Origin of the sequence: Nostoc sp. DedQUE02 (genome assembly GCF_034531035.1) — a bacterium.
Lineage (GTDB): Bacteria > Cyanobacteriota > Cyanobacteriia > Cyanobacteriales > Nostocaceae > Nostoc.
Window position 1 is genome coordinate 222,939 of sequence record NZ_JAVRBY020000002.1, and the last position, 18,900, is coordinate 241,838.

Genomic DNA, 18,900 nt, shown 5'->3' on the forward strand with positions numbered 1-18,900 from the left:
TAAAGCAGCTTTGGCATCTTCGTGCGAGAGAATAAATATAAAGTATGGCGATCGCAATCGATTTTGGTACTAGCAACACAGTCATTGCTCGTTGGAACCCTGTAACCCAGCAGCCAGAAACCCTGACTCTACCAGGTTTATCAATCAAACAAAGTCTCAATCCGCCACTGATTCCCAGCTTGGTTTATGTTGAAGACGCAAGCCAGAATCAAGTCTTAGTCGGGCAACAAGTACGCGATCGCGGTTTTGACCTCAAAGGCGAAACACGATTTTTCCGCAGCTTCAAACGCGGTATTGGTGCAGATATTCAAGGTTTCTTACCCGAACTAGATGGGCAAATTGTCACCTTTGAACAAGTAGGGCAATGGTTCCTGACTCAAGTAATTGAAGAACTAGCACCTCTGGAAGGTGGCTTAGATTCTCTGGTGTTAACCGTACCCGTAGACAGTTTTGAAGCCTATCGTCACTGGTTGGGTCAAGTTTGCCAAGCCCTCCCGGTCGAACAAGTGCGAATGCTAGATGAACCCACAGCCGCCGCCTTGGGTTATGGTTTGGCAGATCAAGAAAATCTTTTGGTGATTGACTTCGGTGGTGGAACTTTGGATTTGTCCCTTGTTCGGTTGGATCAAAGCGTGCAGGCAAGCACAAAGCCGCTTGGATTTCTCCTCAAATGGGGTAATAAATCTCTGGCTGAAGATTCAAAACAAAAAGTCAAAACTGCCCGTGTTCTGGCGAAAGCAGGGCAAAATCTAGGCGGTACTGATATTGATAATTGGTTGGTAGATTACTTTGCTAAAACTCAAGAATTGGCGGTGAGTCCCTTGACAACACGCTTGGCAGAACGGTTGAAAATTCAGCTATCAACCCAAAACCAAGCTAGTGAAGTTTATTTTGATGATGAAACATTTGAAAGCTATGAACTGGAATTAAACCGCGACACTTTTGACGATATCCTTAAAGAACACGCATTTTTTGAGTTACTCGATGAGTCGATGACGACGCTGTTACAGCAAGCAAGACGGCAAGGAATAGAACTTCCAGATATTAGTGCAGTTTTGTTAGTTGGTGGCACAGTGCAATTACCCGCAGTGCAGACATGGATCAAACAGTATTTTGAGCCAGAAAAAATCCGTTGCGAACGTCCCTTTGAAGCGATCGCTCAAGGTGCATTACAGTTAGCTCAAGGTGTGCAAATCAAAGATTTTCTCTACCATAGTTATGGTATCCGCTACTGGGATCGCCGCAATCAGCGTCACAAATGGCATTCTTTAATTAAAGCTGGACAAGCATATCCAATGACTCAGCCAGTGGAATTAGTCTTAGGCGCTTCTGTAGAAAATCAGCCCAGCATTGAATTAATTATGGGAGAATTGGGAGCAGATACGGGTAGTACTGAAGTTTATTTTGATGGCGATCGCTTGATTACTCGCCGGATGGAGAATAGTGAAACTAGCGTCAAACCTCTCAACGATCAAGAAGGCGCGAGGACAATTGCTCAACTGACACCAGCCGGATATCCTGGAAGCGATCGCATCAAAATCCTCTTTCAAGTTGATGAACAACGCTTTTTACGAATCACCGTTGAAGACTTGTTAACAAATAATACGCTTTTGGAAAATCAACTTGTGGCACAGTTGAGTTAAACTACTGCACGTTTAAGTGTTTAATAAAATTTTGACAGTGGGTGCTGGCATTCAAACCACTGTTCTAAAGCCTGATTTATTCGTCCTTCATTCTGATTATTTCAATGGTTTTTTGAATTGATTCTTCACCAGATGCTTTAACAACTATTCTAGATGGAATAAAACTCTCGTCATCATATTCGGGAGAAGCCTCATAGTGGCCAATCTTACCTTGTTCTGCCAGTCTGCCTACCTCTGCATCAAAAGACCTTTTTTCTTCCACTGCTGGCGATGGGACGTAAACAACGTTAACGTCATCATCAACTCCACCTAACTCAATCGGGAAAAGATATAGCTTCTCTAACTCTCCAGCTTGGTATGCTGCAACTGCTGTCTCATGAGAATTGACTCTTTGGGCGATTGATTGAGTAATGCTTGGCTTGGTTGACAACCGACTTAATGTCACCCGATCAAACGTTATGAAAACGAGAGTTGAACCTGTTGGACATCGATATGCACCTTCTGCTTCACAAAGCTTACAGGCAAGTGCTGTAAACTCCCAAGCTTGATTTTCTGTACAACTGAGCTTCTGGGTAGTGAGAGATTCAATACCATACTCCTCTCCATAGGTTCGGACAACACGCGCGTGCGACTGTAATCCAGGGACAACAGATGGATGGTTCCAACCCCACAACCAACTGCTGTCTATTGTGTTGTAAGTGCCGATAATCTGCACTGAACATCTCGCCGTGATCCCATCTGGACGGGTGAAGACAACCGTACCAGTGTCTTGATTGATGTCCCAACTCGACTCACCGAGCCGCCAAGCATTATTGTGAGCTTCTGTTTTTAATCGCAATTCCTCCATACTCTGCTCAACTAAAGTATGAAACTCAGACAAATTATCTGATTTACCTGCACCGAATAGCTTGTTGAAAAAATTCATAACATTCTAACTAGTTAAAGACATTTTGCTATCAAATAAATAACCTAAACCATTAATAATTTGGGTTGGTGTTACATATTAAGTTAAGTTGGAGCGAGAAATCAATTACTTCTGTCTTTTAGTCGTTTGCACACTGTACTAATTTTGGGAGCCACTTTAATATTAGGTTTAGGTTTCGGATGGTTAGTGCGTCTGCTCAATCGCTAAAAGTTATCTTTAATTTTCGGTTACAGCTTATAAGTAAATATTTAGTTTTTAATCAAATATAACAGCACAAAGTTTACATTGTAAGCGGTTTCCCTTTCGGGATTGGCTTGTGAGTAATCTCTCCGTTAATATATTCGCTTACAGGCTTTGTTTTTGGGAGCTTCAGAAATTCCTTCAGGGTGAGAGGTTGAGTAGTTGTGGCGCTCATAGCTCCTAAATTCCTCAAAAATGTGTTTTTAGTCTAGCAGTATATATGAACAGGTGCGCTGACGCAGTGTTACGCACCTGTCCAGATATCAAGGTAAGAATTGCAGCAACGATCAATTCACTATCATTTATGCACCACTACTAAAGTTCCCGTTGAAGTCCATCTGTAAAGATTGCCAGCTTGCTTAACAGGTAAATTTACGCAACCGTGGCTGACTGGAGTGCCAAAACGGTTATGCCAGTAAGCGCCGTGGATAGCATACCCTCTGTAGAAATACATTGTGTAAGGAACGTCAGGAATGTTGTAGCCTCTGCCTCGCATCCGGTGAGTACGATACTTAGAATTAATCCGAAATCTACCTATGGGTGTAGGAGTTGCTCGCTTACCTCCCGAAATGCGATATGAATGAACAAGTTTATTACCTTCCCATGCACGTAAACGTTGCTCTGACAAGTCAATTTCAATCCAGCGAGGTTGGCTAATATTATTAGTGCTGTTTTGATCTACTGAGGTGGCTGTTGCTGTAGTCGAGTTGGGTATACCTGTTAGCGGTGATGACCAAGAGAATAAAGTCATCACCATCAGCGCCATGCCTGTACAAAAAGTTGCTGAAGAACGAATCCCACTACGGCCAATCCAAGTTTGCATTATGCCTTATCTTCTAAACTACGCAAAAATCATGAAGTGAAGTAATTTTCTGGAAAACTATAAATTTCCAAAGTGACTTCTAACTTCCTGTCGAGGATTTACGCAATTCATCCGCTAAAGCTTCTCAAGACAAGTCCTAAGTTAATCCGCCTTCAATTTGTCCTTTGTCCTTGGTTAAATGATGATTCCTAACTCATCACCAATGACCAATAACTAATTACAAAGGACAACCTTTACAAAAAGCTGTCATTTAAATGCCTAAATGCAAAGTTTCCCCGAATTCATCTTTGCATTTGTAATTTCACACAGGAATTTTCAGGATTTACGCTTATTTTTTTGGGCAAATAGTTAAATGCCCTCTTCTGTATTTTATTTCAATTTCAGTAATTCCGACTCCGAAGATTCCCAGCATAAAATCTTGCTGGGAATCACTTAATTGTCTTGATTTGTTGTTATTTATGATTTTACCTAAATTGCCTTATGGCTGCTTCATTTGCTATTTCTGGATGACTATTGGTGTTCCTACTGATGCCCACTCGAATAGCCATTTTGCATGTTTAGGTGCGATATTCACACATCCGTGGCTTACTGGAGTGCCAAATCTCTTATGCCAATAAGCTCCGTGAATAGCGTAATTACCTTGATAAAACATTGCATAAGGAACGTTGGGAACATTATAGTCTTCTCCCTGCATTCGCGTAGTTTTGAACTTAGATTGAACCTTAAAAGTGCCAATAAGAGTAGGAGTAGCTTTTTTGCCAGAGGAAATAGCACTTCCATAAACCACTTTGTCACCTTCCCAAGCTATTAATCGTTGTTTTGAAAGATCAATTTGAATCCAGCGCTTATCTGATTGTTGTAATGTCTGGATTGTTTGTGCAATCACTTGATCTTTTTTGGTATTTGCCCAAACTTCACTCGTTCCAGTAGTAGTAAAAACACTTAAGGACAGTGCTGTACCAGTGAGAAGTATTTGTAAGCGACGCACCCAGTCAGAATAAATCATTTTTTTCATTTTTAGATACACTCACACTCAAATCATGGGGTATTGAGAAACTTATCAGGTTTCACCTTTATTTCCATATCTATTACTTTAATAGACGTGAATTTTGATGATTTGATTCTAAGTTAACCTAACTGTCGTATGAGATTTTTTGCCTGAGTTGCGATCGCTGACCAATTTCCCTCTGTAACAAGCTTTTTCGGAAATAATTCCCCGCTCAAACCGACAGCGATCGCTCCGGCTTGTAAAAATTCTTTGGCATTTTCCAGAGTCACGCCGCCAGTAGGAATTAAGGGAATCTCACCCAGAGGCCCTTGCAAACTTTTGATATAGTCAGCCCCTCCCACTGCTTGTACGGGAAACACTTTGACACAACTAGCCCCCTGACTCCAGGCGGTAACAATTTCTGTAGGAGTCATAGCTCCTGGTATGATAGGTACATTTTTTTCTTGTGCTGCTTGAATCATTGCCGGATCAACGTGGGGTGTGAAGAGGAATTGTGCCCCAGATGCGATCGCATCTTGTAGCTGCTGCACATTGAACAGCGTACCAGTGCCAATGATACAAGCTGGTAATTCCGAACGTAGTTGACTGATTAATTCCCCAGCGCGATCGCTATTCCAGGTAATCTCAATTAGCTGCATTCCCCCAGATGCTACAGCCATTGCCATTTGCTGCCCCAATTCGATTTCAGGGGCGCGGATGACTGCGATCGCTCGGTGTTTTTGCAACTGTGATAACCAAATTTGATTAGGCATTTTGACTGGGAATTGGAGACTGGGCACTAGGGATTGGGACTAGAGAAGAGTTTTTACTCTAGTAAATACCTAATTTTCAATACTAATACCCAATACTTCAACTACCGCGGAGCCGTTGGCGTGGTCACTGAGCGTAGTCGAAGTGCAGCCTCTCGTAGAGAAGGGAGTCGAAGTGTCGAAACTCAGTACAAGTGCTCAATGCCCTTAAAACTTGCTTATTGCATCAAGCTATGAGATATTACATAAATACCACTAAATCTATTGACTTACCGTAGTTTAAAATTAGATGCCTGAGCGTTTGGGTCTAAAGGAGTAATTAAAATGACGATTGCACAACAAAATACAGTAGCACCCTTAGCAATCACCATTCACGATTCTGAAAGCGTGGATATAGCCAGCCTATGGAAGCTTGTGCGACTAGGTGCAGATGGATTTTGGTGGCACACTAAGGCATATACAACGATTCTGGGCGTTATGCTGCTGACCTTGGTAAGTCTGATTTTCTTAAGTATGCATTGGTTTTACCACAGACTGTTCCCCTTGATTGACGGCGATCGTTGGGATAAGCAATTAAAAATTAAAAGCTAGACATGAAGTTGCATAGGCTTAGACCATCGTCTCAATCACTTAATTTTGCTTACTTTACATTACTTTAGAGACAGTCCCTAAAAACTCAGCTTAATTCTTCTAGTAGAGGAGAGAGCTAATTAAAAATGCATATACTGCAATTACCAAGCAATAGTTTGATAAGCCCCTAGTTGAAGACCTACTAGGAGCTTTTTTTTAATTGACTATCTATCTACCTCAAATGGGTCATACAGCAGAATTCAGAATACAGAATTCAGGAGTAAAACACGCTTTATACCTGGGTAACAGACGCGAGCTTGTATACCTCACTTTCCTTGAAATCTACTGTATATAACTTAGTAGCGATTAAACTATTCCTTATGGATATTCATAATTAATTCTGATGGTAGATAGAGTAAGAAATGGAAATAGCTAATATTAATTTGTAAGTTAAAGACGTTTACCAACTTAACAACAATGAATATTCTTGCTTGGATTGTTTTAGGTCTAATTGCTGGTGCGATCGCAAAAGCTATCTACCCCGGTCATCAAGGCGGCGGAATTCTAGGAACCATATTGTTAGGAATCGTCGGTGCTTTTGTTGGTGGTAGTTTAGGTGTATTCTTCAGTACGGGAACCTTATCTCTAGCCGCTCCTACCCTCAGCATTCCAGGTATTGCAGTAGCAGTTCTTGGTGCAATTGTCGCAGTTTTCTTGTGGAACTTATTAACCAACCGCAGTGCCGTATAAAAATTAAATTGCGGACAATGAGCAAAGAAGATTTAGCAAAATCATTTAACTATTTGTAAGTGTGATTTAAATTAAAAAAATAGCGCCGCCCTAATTATAGGTAGGCGTTATTTTTTTGATTATTTTGCAATAAGGCAGAAGTACTAACCTGTTACGAACTAAGTCTTCAACACGCTCATAGCGTACAACCGCGTTACTACAGCACAGTGATTGTAAACTCGCCACTCTATTACCTTGGGGATATCCTGTATGACTGTGCCAAGAATTAATTCTGTATTTTCATTCCATTCTTGTTTTACTAAAACAGACGCTCAAATGCAAGCTGTTTCAGAAGCAGCGCTTCTTCAGGATTAGATGCTGACTGGCAAAGTTGTATTAAACTTAGCTGAGTATAAATACGTTATAACTTACAGCTTTCATAAAATTTTCAATAACTTACACTGGTCGCTGTATACGAACCGACAATATTTCGTTAAGCTGTAAGCGCTATGATTAAAGTTTATTAAACGTCTTATGCATTGGTTGTTATCTGGGCCGTTGAGTACGGAGGAAGTGACGGTTAACATTGCAGGGTTGCCTGCATCGTTACAGGGTAAGAAGGTGGTGCAGTTGTCAGATTTTCACTACGATGGTTTGCGACTGTCGGAAGATATGTTAGAAAAAGCGATCGCAGTTACCAACGAAGCGGAACCAGATTTAATTTTATTAACTGGTGATTACATAACTGACGATCCCGCACCAATTCACCAATTGATACTTCGACTGAAACATCTGCAAAGTCGCAGTGGTATCTATGCTATTCTTGGCAATCACGATATATATTATAAACCCGCCAAAGCAGAAGTTACAGAAGCGCTTACTAGCATTGGGATTCATGTCCTTTGGAATGAAATCGCCTATCCACTAGGAAAAGAATTGCCACTCGTTGGACTAGCTGATTATTGGTCGCGGGAATTCAATCCCGCAGCAGTTATGAACCAACTAAACCCCGACGCACCTTGCATTGTTTTATCCCACAACCCAGATACGGCAGAGATATTACAAGCATGGCGAGTCGATTTACAATTATCTGGTCATACTCACGGTGGTCAAATTGTAATTCCCGGAATTGGCCCTATGGCATTTTTGTACGATAAGCTTGCAGAAAAAATACCCAAAAAAGTACGCCGTCTAGTGCCATTTTTGGAAGAAAATGTTTCTGTAGTCAGCCATTGGGAATGGGCACAGGGTTTCCATCGGCTAGGAAAAAATCAGCTATACGTCAATCGTGGTTTGGGAACTTACCTCCCAGGACGCTTATTTTGCCGTCCAGAAGTTACTATAATCACCCTACAAGGTGAGTAGGTAATTCAAAATAAAAGAACGCAATCACAGCAGGTATTCTGGCTAATGAGTACCTGCAAACTTACAACCTGCTTAGTTTCATCGTCAAATTTAAATCAATGAATTAATTGTATTTGAAATAGATGACATAAATTATTGCATTTTATCAAGTTACATTTTTATTTTTGGTAAGCTGTAAGCGCTGGTATGAGGAGTATCGGTTGACTTATGCATTGGTTGTTTACGGGACATTTAAGAGTAGATAAAATAACGGTTAAGATTGCAAAACTTCCTGCATCTTTACAAGGTACAACATTAGTGCAGTTGTCAGATTTTCACTATGATGGTTTGCGACTGTCAGAAGATATGTTAGAAAAAGCGATCGCAGTTACTAACGAAGCTGAACCAGATTTAATTCTATTAACTGGTGATTACGTAACTGACGATCCCGCACCAATTCACCAATTGGTGCTACGACTCAAACATCTGCAAAGTCGCTGTGGTATCTACGCCGTACTTGGGAACCATGATATCTATTACAACCACTCCAAAGTAGAAGTTACCCAGGCTTTAACCAGCATTGGGGTGCATGTGCTTTGGAATGAAATTGCCTATCCACTAGGAAAAGAATTACCACTAGTAGGATTAGCTGATTATTGGTCACAGGAATTTCACCCTGCACCAGTCATGAATCAATTAGACTCGGTTACACCGCGCATTGTTTTATCTCATAATCCAGATACAGCCAAGATATTGCAACAATGGCGTGTAGATTTGCAACTATCTGGGCATACCCACGGTGGTCACATTGTAATTCCGGGCATTGGCCCTGTAGTATTCTATTACAAAAAGTTACTCAAACAAATTCCCAAAAAATTACGGCGTTGGGTAACATTTTTCTTAGGAGACTGCTCGAAAGTAGTGCGATATTGGGAATGGGCACAAGGATTTCACAAGGTGCAAGAAAATCAACTATATGTCAATCGTGGTTTAGGAACTTATAAACCAGGACGTTTATTTTGTCCGCCAGAAGTGACTGTAATTACCTTAATTAGTCATTAGTCTAAATAAATGACAAAGGACAAAGGATAGCCTCACTGGTCAGAGTGCAATTTAAATGCATAACACTCAAAGCAGAAACCGCCTGAAGCTGCGATGGATAGATATCAGCAACTTGGGGCGGTTTCTTGAAGATTAGAGAATTCAGGAGTAACTAACTCAAACTAAGGTGGACAGTATTCGCGATCGCTTTACTCAGAATTGCACATCCTTAATATTCCAACTAGGCAGGCATTTTCTGGCTGTGCGTCTTAAAACCTCCAAAACGAACTCATTGAACTTAAGGCAAAAACACATTCAATGGATGTCACAACTTCAGAGCGATCGCAATAAGATTAGAGCAGGAGGCACAGGCTCTAACTTGAAAGTTTTTGTTTAACTTTTAACCTGTTTGTACCTTGGTCTTAATCTAGCATCGTGTTTGTTTAGCTACAAGACACCTTTACTAAACTTGAATACCATTAATCTATCGCAACAATTCAGAAATATTGCTTAAAATTTATCTCACTTGGTAATATTGGCATTCACACCAACATTACCAAGTGGGCTGAAAGTTTAGAAGGCGTTATTGACCAGAACCGCCTGCGGTAGAAGAATCGCTATTAGATGTACTGTTTGACTGGTCTACTCCTTGAGGTGTAGTACTTTTAGAGGTGTCACTTTTTGTACCAGGAGCAACAGTATTAGTAGAACTATCGTTCTGCGAAGCCGGAGTATTAGTAGTTGAACTCGTCGCCGGACTTTGTGCCGCTTGAGGAGTTGGCTGGGTTACAGAAGGTGCTTTTTCTGCCGCAGGCTGCTGGGGTGGAATTGTAATGTTAATATTCGGTTGGCGAGGTGTAGACGGAGGTGTAACTTGTTGTTGGGGAACAGGAACAGTAACAGGAACAGGAACAGGGACTTCCTTAGTTGTTTCTTTGATTATCGTTTGTGGTTGAGGAGATGGACTGGGAGTTGGATTACTCTTACTTGGTACAGGAACCGCGACCGGCACAATATTGTTAACTGCTGCGTTATTCTGCTGGTTGAAGTACCAAACTCCACCTATAACTAAACCAAGCAAGGAAGTAATGATAATACCCAACAATAAACCACCACTAGCATTGTTTTCATCACGCTGGGCTAAATCTGCTTGCTGGTAGCTACGCTCAACATTTCGACCATGTACGTAACCGTTAGTGTAAGAGTTGGGATTAGCTGTATTGTTCTTAACGGTTTCAGTGGTTTGTGTGAAATGGGTCTGAGTATTGCCATTAATATCAGTGTAAGATTCTTGCCTAACTTCACTGTTTTTGCTCTCGCGTTCATTGGGAATAGACATAGCTGTTGATTTAACTCCTCAGATTAAGATATTGACGGACTAAAGCTTTGTGAAAACAAAAGGTTTTAATGAACTGAAAAATATATGTTGCTGATAAATATTGAGTTTTATTTGCTACTCAACTGTTGGTGATCTCAGAATAACCTCTGCATTCAAATAAGTGGCTCTATCTCTAGGGAGTTAATACTTAATCTAGAGAAAGAGTATCCCAAAGATGGATGTTATTAAGCTGTCAGATGATGTTCTGATCAAAAATCTAGCAATTTACTGAAATCATCTAAATTTTTAATTTGTCGTTAAATATCGCATCGCCAAAGCTTGATGGTCATATCTCAACTACTGCTAACCAAAATTTTGCCATCAGGACTGAAAGCGACAGAGTTAACCCAATCAGAATGGTTGCCCAGTGTGTAAAGTTCTTGTCCAGTGATAATGTGCCATAACTTTATGGTGTAGTCCGCGCTAGCACTGGCAAGATTCTGACCATCGAGGTTAAAAGCAACAGACCAAACATAACTGTGATGTCCAGCAAGTGTGTTAATTAGCTTACCTGTATTGATATTCCTTAACTTGATAGTCTTTAACTCCTGATCAATGCCTGCCAACTTTCGCTAAATTGGAAAAAGGAAAATTCAAGGAAATTTTAAATGTCAGCACAATTGTTACTGGTGGATGATGAACCAGGGATACGGGAAGCCGTGAAAGACTATTTGCAAGAGAGCGGTTTCAGCGTTCAAGTCGCCAGTAACGCCCTTGAAGGTTGGCAATGGATGCAGCTAAATACACCTGATTTAGTGATTTCTGATGTGATGATGCCTCAGGTGGATGGCTATCAGTTTCTCAAGCAAGTGCGAGAAGATCCCCGGTTTCAAGCACTCCCAGTAGTATTTTTAACAGCTAAAGGTATGACAGGCGATCGCATCCAAGGCTATCATGCTGGTGTTGATGCTTATCTACCCAAACCCTTTGATCCAGACGAGTTAGTGGCTATAGTCGAAAATTTGCTAGCCCGTCGCGCCGCTAAGGCTACAAGTACCGGAGACGACTCTGAAACCCCCGATCTTGCTGAACTAGCCAATCAAATTGCCCAAATTAAAGCATTATTAACTCAAAGAAATGCCATTTCCCAATCGCCAGCCCCTTTCAAAATTGATTTGACACCAAGAGAACAAAGCGTTTTAAATTTGGTTGCAGAAGGGTTGATGAACAAAGAAATCGCCCGTCGCTTAGAAACCAGCGTCCGCAATGTAGAAAAATACGTCAGTCGTTTATTTAGTAAAACTGGCACTAATAGCCGTACAGAGTTAGTTCGTTTTGCTCTAGAACACGGTCTTGCTAAATAGGGATTGGGCATTGGGGAGGCAGTGACGGGTACGCAGGGGTCTCCCCCTTCGGGTTCGCGAGTTCCTCTTTGTTGAAACAACAAGACCGGACTCGCTCACCAAGTGGAGCAACTGCCGTCATTGGGAAAGAGGAGGCAGGAGACAGGAGGCAGAAGTTGTTTAATTTTGAATTTTGAATACTTCGGCTACGCTCAGTACAAGTTTTGAATTTTGAATTGATTTCTCTCCTACTCCTGGGTAATCGGTAATAGGTAACTGGCTGCTAAACCATAACCTATTACCAGTAATAGATGAAACATAAGTATTTTCAGCAAATCAGGCACTTAGCTAAAGCAAAAGCTAAAAGAAAGGTTATTTATTTTTACTTTGGTCTTTTAGATTTTCATTTGATTCGAGCCTGTTGTCCAATTCCCCATCTGTAAAGACACAGGGTTTTGTTCTTCCGGCAATGTTTTAATAAAAACTTGGTAAAATGCACCCGGCTGAATTTGCTTTTAGATTCTACCAGTACCCTTTGCTACAAAGTTTTTAATAGCGGAAACTGTTCCTGGGACTTTGTGCTGCTAAATAAGACCCTCACAAAGTAGAAATCACAATATTTTATGAATTCTACTTGCTGCTTAATTTTTATGGCAACAGGGCTATGGGGTCAACATTTGATTTGATGCCCAATTCACATTTTTTCAGTACTTAAATTACACCTTTAAGTTTGAGGATTTTCAGCAGCATTACGCAAGCGCATTAGCTGTCGTCGCATTTGAGGTGAGGCTTTAAACTCAGACACTTCTTGGGCTTTAACAGAAGCTTGCAGTGTCTCTAGAAAGTCATCAGAACCTTCGGTTAAAGCATCAAGTAGCACCTGTAAGAGTTGCTCGCGATCGCTCAATAGACTCTTTTCCTCAATCAACCGGAATTTGAGATGGATTTCGCACTCGTAAACACCTACTTCGAGATTATTTATCTGGCGTGGTAATGCTTTGGAGTTCATAGCTATTGAGATTCCTTTACTTGGTTGTCATGAGGGTAAGGAGGTAGATGTCCAGCAAAAATTCTTTATATCTCTTTTGAATCCAAAGTGCTTGAATTAAGAATTTTTCTTCATCAATCACCTTTGTATTCCATTTCGCTCTCCTGTGGTGTATTTTCAAGCTAGATTTTCAGTGTCTAGATTTTGACATTATTTCTGTACCAGATGTAGCTTATGGTAAGCCATAACTATTATTCAGTTTTTAAGATTCTACACAATAAAGTTTCTGTAAGAAGTTGTTCAACCTTTTTAAAGGTTTTTACATCAACTTTATGTTAATGTCACTAACAGTTTGACTTGTTACTTTAATTTTGGTGTTTATACGTAAGTAAAATCGCTGCTTTTTTTTGAATTTATTAAAGCCAGCAGTCGATGTAGCGCTACTCAGTGAAATTACTTGATGTACGTTTTTTGCAATAGAAAATTCCGGTAAAATTGATGAGCATAATTATTAATGTCAGAACTTTTGTTCTCAATAAAAAAAGGTACATACATAAAACTATTCCTGTCAAGTGCCTCACCCTACTGTGTTTTAGGCTTGATGAGTAAAAAAAATCTTAGCAGTAGGTAAGATTTGTACAGCAAATAAAAATACTCTCCCCAATAATTTTTACAGAAAAATAATTGGACTACTGTCAGTACTAGCGATTAATTTTGTCTTCAACTCATAACACAAGTAGCAAGCTAATCAGTACAGGTGATATTTTTACTTATGCCCATTCAATATACGCTTTTGAAAATGCCTTCAAAGCTTGTAAATTGAAAGCATTTAAGCTCGAATATAGGGTCTACAATAATTCCAGTCTAATCCACGCAAATCTTACACCCTTTTATGGATAACCCAATGCTGCTCAAGTCCACAACCCGGCATATCCGCATTTTTGCAGGTGAAATTGACCGGGATGGCGAACTGATTCCTAGTCAACAAGTCTTAACTTTAGATGTTGACCCAGATAACGAATTTAATTGGAATGAAGATGCGCTGCAAAAAATTTATCGAAAATTTGATGAATTAGTAGAAGCATCTAGCGGCGCAGACCTCACAGACTATAACTTGCGCCGTATAGGGTCAGACTTAGAGCATTATCTGCGATCGCTCCTACAACTCGGCGAAGTCAGCTACAATCTTTCTGCCCGTGTTACCAACTACAGCATGGGAGTCCCCCAAGTTGCCATTGACGACAAATAAGCCAATGAGTTGAGATCGAACTGGCTGAACCCTTCTTAAATCAAAAGTGCTGAGTTAAAAGTGCCTCGGCTTAGAGTGGAAAGATTCATAAGTCTACTTCTTAACTCAGCACAAGCCCAACGCCCCACTACAACTAACAGCAGTGCTGAAGAGATTTTTAGAGCCAATGCATACTCAGGTAGTTTTGCCAAAAATATATTTGCTATTCTTAATTCTTAATTAAAGTTAATTGTTGCTATCCTACTTATAAACTAAATAAATACCAACATTATCTGCCTCTTGATGATGAGGTAATTCAGCAAAAGCTTGGGGCGCAGTTATGCTTGGGTTATGCTTTGGTAACAGGGTTGGAGTTAGTTGCTTTGGCGATGAAGAGTCACAGGGCAATAGAAGCTATGATTAGGCTGTAGGGTTGACTTAGGAGCGTATTTTTTGCATAAGTTAAGTATTAGCACCTGCTGATATCCGCCAGCTAAAATCATCATCTAAAGTCTGGGTATGTCAAGTTTAAGAAAGATGAGCGGTCTAGATTGTCCCTACTAATGCTATTAAAGAAATTGCCAATCGCTGATCGGTGCGAAAACTATGGAAAATGACGCGGCAACGCTCTACTGTCCAAACGAAAATTGTCAGGCTGCCAACCCCCTGACTCACAAGTTTTGCCAGCGATGTTCCACGCCCCTACCCAAAAATTATCTCTGGGCTGTGGTAGATAGCCCAAATGTGGGTAGCCCTGGAGAAATAATAGCCGATCGCTATTTAGTCCTTGATAAATTTGTTCTTTTAGATACGAAACCAGGTTTATTAGCCTTAACGCCTGAATTAGACAATTTACAGCCTCTAAAAGCTTACCTGCGATTGATTCCCTACCGTTTACACGTACCGCAGGTATATGGAGTGCTTTTTGTTGCTGACGGGTCTTCCCACCGAGAAATATTACTTTTAGAAAAACCGCCACTCATAGTAGACGACACTACCCAACAAGTGCATTTGGGCAGCGAGTTAACCATCGCTTGGCGTGATGCAACATCGATGCGCCAATTGAATTGGTTATGGCAAATAGCTCATCTGTGGCAACCTCTTGTAAGTGAAGGTGTAGCCTCTAGCTTACTTGACTCTTATGTATTACGGGTAGAAGGCTCATTAATACGTTTGTTGGAATTGCGTTTTGACAGCGCCACATCACCAGAATTGCCCCAATTAGGTGAATTTTGGCAACAGTTGGTTAGCACTGCCAAACCAGCGATCACGGAATTTGTTGATCGCGTTAGCCTTGCTTTAATTCAGGGAGAAATTAATTCAACCGATCAATTAGTCGAAGTTTTAGATCGGGGACTGGCTGGGTTAGGGCGATCGCAAACACCCACGATCCAAATTATCACCAAAACAGACACTGGACCAAGTCGTCAACGTAACGAAGATGCCTGTAGCCCTCCCAGTGGAACTTTGGTGAGCAAACCACCCCAGCCAACAGCCTTAGCAATTGTCTGTGATGGCATCGGTGGGCACGAAGGCGGCAATGTCGCCTCAAATTTAGCCATTGAAACAATCCAGCAGCAGGTACAGCAATTAACAAAGGTTCCCTACGACCATATAGACCCTTCACTACTGCTGAATGACCTAGATAAGGCAGTGGCAATGGCCAATGACAAAATCAGTCAGCGCAATGACGGTGAAAATCGCCAAGGGCGTCAACGCATGGGCACGACTTTAGTCATGGCATTGCCTGTTGCTCATGAAATGTACATTACCCACGTCGGCGATAGTCGTGCCTACTGGATTACACGCCACGGCTGTTATCAAGTTACCCTCGATGATGATGTTGCTTCCCGCGAAGTGCGGCTAGGTTACGCAATTTACCGCGAGGCTGTACAACAGAGTGCTGCTGGTTCTCTCGTCCAAGCTTTGGGCATGGGGTCTAGCAGTTCATTGCATCCCACATCGGGACGGTTTATGCTCGACGAAGATGCTGTTTTTCTGCTCACATCCGATGGTTTGAGTGATTTTGATCGAGTGGAGGAGTATTGGGAAACAGAAATCTTGCCAATTCTAGTTGGGGAAGCAAATATAGCAACTGTTGCCAATAGATTAGTCGAAATTGCCAATACTAAAAATGGACACGATAATGTCACCGTCGCTTTAGTTCATTATCAAGTCCAATACTGGGAACCAGAAATCACGATCAAAGCGGTGATTCCAGAGAGTTATTCTGCCAAAACCGTTGATTTTACATCCAGGGCAACAAATCCAACAGTTTTAGATAGCCCAAATCACAAGACTCAGGTGATTACCGAAAAGGAGCCAGTTAAAACGCGCATACCGCTACAGTGGATAGTTCCGTTAATATTTGTGGTAGCGGCAGGTTCTTTAGGATTTTTTGTGAAACAACTGCGATCGCAATCAGGGGGATTTCCAATTTTTTCCAATCCCACCCCAACTGCCAACCCTACCATTGAAGCGACACCCGCACCGCGATCGCTTGCGAACCTTTCTCCTGGTTGGGTAATTAAAACCAACAATGACATCTCCTTGGGAAACAACCAATCGCTCCCTCGTGGGACTTTTTTAGAAGTTATTGAGAAAATATCAAATCCCAAACCTGCTTCTGAAAGTTTTTTGGTGTCTATGCGAGTCTGTGCCAATAAAAGCACACAACCTCCCGCTAATAGTAATAACCCAGCAGTAATTACCCCAGTTCCACCAAATTCAAAACCTTTGCCAGCAAAAGTATTGCTAAACTCCTCCCAACTGACCCGTTTTGGCGTTGTTTTACAATCAGACGCACCAAATCCATGTCGGACTGTCACCCAACCACCAGTTACCGAACCAGCTGATACCAGTCCAACTTAGTCAAATACTCGATAAACTGGTAGAAACCTGAAATAATAACAGGTAACAATCAGAGTAAAAAACTTACAAGGTCAAAAAATCTAGAAATTTTTTACCTTGGACAATTGTTATGAAAACAGAATTCAGGAGTCAGGAGGTCGCCGAGCGCAGTCGAGGTGAGTCAGAATTCAGAATGAATTACGATTGGTGGATAGCGCAGCGTTAGCGAGTCCGCGAACGTCTGAAATAACCGAGTTAAAAACACCCACCATATCTCTAATTTGGTGCAAAACAATTAATGTCGGTTTAAATCCCCACTCATTTATTCTAAATTCTGAATTCTGGCTTCTGAATTCTTCTTCTCTTGAAATTATTTTTTTTAGTTTTTAGTTTAATGAATCCATGCCATCCCTGAATTTGGCGATCGCCCGTCTCCTAAACACTGGCACTGACAACTTCGCCATTTGGGTGGTCAAGGCTCCCTATCCCAGTGGCTACGTTTTACGTGACTGTGTATGGCCTGTTGAACTCACCCAAGTCTGGCACGAATGGCAGCAGATGTTTGCTGGTCATGGTCGCCTAGATATTTCCCCTAACTCAACATCTCAAAAGAGTAACCCATTTCCCCTAGATTGGATTTCACCCCCTTCAGGTCAGCCCACCGGCCCCTACAGCAGTCGTTTGATGCAATACTTGGGAATGAGTTTATGGCGCTGGGTATTCGATGGGCAAATTCTTGGTAGTCTAGAACGTAGTCGCGGTATTGCTATGGGTCAGCATACACGTTTGCGCTTTCGACTAGAAATTCGCGACCCGGATCTCATTGCTTTCCCTTGGGAAATTATGCAGCGTGAGCCTGGACAATCGGCGATGTCTCTTTCCCAAGATTTGCTATTTAGTCGCACCAGCACTGAAGTTGACGCTTTGCCGTATTTGCGAACTGACCAAGCTTTAAGTATTCTGCTGGTTTTAGGTCATGATGACAAGCTGCAATTGGAACAAGAAGCGGCTATGTTACAGCAAACTCTTGTAGATACGCCTGGTAATTCCCAAAGATATGCACCTTGTGTAGTGCATCAACTCATTCAACCGACTCCACAGGAGTTGATTGATGAATTAGAAACCAATGCATACAATGTTTTCTTTTACGCTGGACATGGTTTGCCTGACCCAGACGGAGGATTACTGTTTTTGCGACCAGATATGCCCCTCAATGGCATAGAATTGGCGCAAGTATTGACCCGCACAGGTGTGAAACTAGCAGTTTTTAACGCCTGTTGGGGCGCACAGCCAGCTGCTATTAATAATCAAGCCATACCTGCCAGCAGTTTAGCAGAAGTACTGATTCGTCATGGTGTGCCTGCGGTTTTGGGAATGCGCGATGAAATCGCTGACCACGAAAGCCACAGTTTTATTCAAGCCTTTACCGAAGCTTTACGATTGCACAAACCAATTGATGAAGCTGTAACACAGGCTAGGCAAGAGTTGTTAACACTGTATAAATTTAATCAACCTGCTTGGACTTTGCCTGTTCTCTACCTGCATCCAGATTTTAATGGCGAACTCATTAAGAATCTTGATGAAGGTATTACAGAACTACCAGATACAGCCATTCCCGATCAAGGTTCCTCGCATCCGACTGCAAGTTTACGATCACTCACTCCCAAAGGTAAAACCTGGTTACTGGGTTATGGAGTCACCCGCATCGGCCGCACGAGAGACAATGATATTGTCATTCCCGAACCATCCGTATCCAAACGCCACGCTGAAATCTTTTGCCGCAATACTCTGACTGATGCTACATTGGTGCGAACTTATTATTTGCAAGACTTTTCCACCTATGGGACAACCTGGTTTTTAGGGCCTAATGGTTGGCAACAAATCCTCCGAGAGGAAGTCCCACTGAAACCAGGGATGCAGGTAAAGTTTGGAAGTGCTAGAGGTGAAACCTGGGAGTTTGTGATCGAAGACTCCTAGCAAAGCTATTACACGAATGGATTTTTATGTTAAGTATCAGCTTTGAAAATCTGTTTTTTTTGGAGAAAAATCCCACTTTTTTTTGCGGAAATATCTTCTGAAAAATTGTAGTTGTCAATACCA

At 41.5% G+C, this 18,900-nt stretch carries 16 protein-coding genes; 9 read left to right on the forward strand and 7 right to left on the reverse strand.

Annotation, left to right across the window (positions count from 1 at the left end):
- Positions 1-44 precede the first annotated feature (44 nt).
- Entirely contained in the window at positions 45-1,643 is a 1,599-nt protein-coding gene (locus RMX98_RS03405; protein WP_322676398.1) for an Hsp70 family protein, read from the forward strand.
- Positions 1,644-1,719: 76 nt separating this feature from the next.
- Here RMX98_RS03405 and RMX98_RS03410 read toward each other — a convergent pair whose 3' ends face one another.
- The 4 genes from RMX98_RS03410 to RMX98_RS03425 form a co-directional block, all read right to left on the reverse strand.
- A complete protein-coding gene (locus tag RMX98_RS03410; protein ID WP_322676397.1) occupies positions 1,720-2,568 on the reverse strand; it encodes a DUF6882 domain-containing protein in 849 nt (282 codons plus the stop codon).
- A gap of 538 nt (positions 2,569-3,106) precedes the next feature.
- Positions 3,107-3,631, reverse strand: coding sequence for a L,D-transpeptidase (locus RMX98_RS03415; protein ID WP_322676396.1), 525 nt, complete (start codon positions 3,629-3,631; stop codon positions 3,107-3,109).
- 496 nt (positions 3,632-4,127) lie between these two features.
- Complete coding sequence (locus RMX98_RS03420) at positions 4,128-4,646, reverse strand: L,D-transpeptidase (protein ID WP_322676395.1); 519 nt, start codon at positions 4,644-4,646, stop codon at positions 4,128-4,130.
- A gap of 113 nt (positions 4,647-4,759) precedes the next feature.
- Complete coding sequence (locus RMX98_RS03425; RefSeq protein WP_322676394.1) at positions 4,760-5,392, reverse strand: bifunctional 4-hydroxy-2-oxoglutarate aldolase/2-dehydro-3-deoxy-phosphogluconate aldolase; 633 nt, start codon at positions 5,390-5,392, stop codon at positions 4,760-4,762.
- A gap of 321 nt (positions 5,393-5,713) precedes the next feature.
- On the opposite strand from RMX98_RS03425, the gene RMX98_RS03430 reads away from it, so the two are divergent.
- The 4 genes from RMX98_RS03430 to RMX98_RS03445 all read left to right on the forward strand — a co-directional run bounded on the left by RMX98_RS03430 (position 5,714) and on the right by RMX98_RS03445 (position 9,094).
- Positions 5,714-5,980 (forward strand): hypothetical protein, encoded by a 267-nt coding sequence (locus tag RMX98_RS03430; protein ID WP_322676393.1) that lies wholly within the window; start codon positions 5,714-5,716, stop codon positions 5,978-5,980.
- Between the two features lie 456 nt (positions 5,981-6,436).
- On the forward strand, positions 6,437-6,709 hold the full coding sequence (locus RMX98_RS03435) for a GlsB/YeaQ/YmgE family stress response membrane protein (RefSeq protein WP_322676392.1): 273 nt from the start codon (positions 6,437-6,439) through the stop codon (positions 6,707-6,709).
- A 513-nt stretch (positions 6,710-7,222) separates the two neighbouring features.
- Positions 7,223-8,053 carry a metallophosphoesterase gene (locus RMX98_RS03440; protein WP_322676391.1) on the forward strand — a complete coding sequence of 277 codons (831 nt, stop codon included), beginning with the start codon at positions 7,223-7,225 and terminating at the stop codon, positions 8,051-8,053.
- A gap of 207 nt (positions 8,054-8,260) precedes the next feature.
- Positions 8,261-9,094: a metallophosphoesterase gene (locus RMX98_RS03445; RefSeq protein WP_322676390.1), complete on the forward strand. Its 834-nt coding sequence runs from the start codon at positions 8,261-8,263 to the stop codon at positions 9,092-9,094.
- Between the two features lie 562 nt (positions 9,095-9,656).
- On the opposite strand, the gene RMX98_RS03450 is transcribed toward RMX98_RS03445, so the two are convergent.
- Positions 9,657-10,412, reverse strand: coding sequence for a hypothetical protein (locus RMX98_RS03450; protein ID WP_322676389.1), 756 nt, complete (start codon positions 10,410-10,412; stop codon positions 9,657-9,659).
- Between the two features lie 332 nt (positions 10,413-10,744).
- On the reverse strand, positions 10,745-11,017 hold the full coding sequence (locus RMX98_RS03455; protein WP_322676388.1) for a hypothetical protein: 273 nt from the start codon (positions 11,015-11,017) through the stop codon (positions 10,745-10,747).
- 42 nt (positions 11,018-11,059) lie between these two features.
- On the opposite strand from RMX98_RS03455, the gene RMX98_RS03460 reads away from it, so the two are divergent.
- On the forward strand, positions 11,060-11,755 hold the full coding sequence (locus RMX98_RS03460; RefSeq protein WP_322676387.1) for a response regulator transcription factor: 696 nt from the start codon (positions 11,060-11,062) through the stop codon (positions 11,753-11,755).
- A 703-nt stretch (positions 11,756-12,458) separates the two neighbouring features.
- On the opposite strand, the gene RMX98_RS03465 is transcribed toward RMX98_RS03460, so the two are convergent.
- Positions 12,459-12,743 (reverse strand): Npun_R1517 family heterocyst differentiation transcriptional regulator, encoded by a 285-nt coding sequence (locus tag RMX98_RS03465; RefSeq protein ID WP_069070488.1) that lies wholly within the window; start codon positions 12,741-12,743, stop codon positions 12,459-12,461.
- An 871-nt stretch (positions 12,744-13,614) separates the two neighbouring features.
- Between RMX98_RS03465 and RMX98_RS03470 the strand changes: the two genes are divergently transcribed.
- The 3 genes from RMX98_RS03470 to RMX98_RS03480 all read left to right on the forward strand — a co-directional run bounded on the left by RMX98_RS03470 (position 13,615) and on the right by RMX98_RS03480 (position 18,777).
- On the forward strand, positions 13,615-13,971 hold the full coding sequence (locus RMX98_RS03470) for an NAD(P)H-quinone oxidoreductase subunit M (RefSeq protein ID WP_322676386.1): 357 nt from the start codon (positions 13,615-13,617) through the stop codon (positions 13,969-13,971).
- A 585-nt stretch (positions 13,972-14,556) separates the two neighbouring features.
- Positions 14,557-16,821, forward strand: a complete 2,265-nt coding sequence (locus RMX98_RS03475; RefSeq protein WP_322676385.1) for a protein phosphatase 2C domain-containing protein — start codon at positions 14,557-14,559, stop codon at positions 16,819-16,821.
- A 381-nt stretch (positions 16,822-17,202) separates the two neighbouring features.
- Positions 17,203-18,777, forward strand: a complete 1,575-nt coding sequence (locus RMX98_RS03480; RefSeq protein ID WP_322676384.1) for a CHAT domain-containing protein — start codon at positions 17,203-17,205, stop codon at positions 18,775-18,777.
- Positions 18,778-18,900 lie beyond the last annotated feature (123 nt).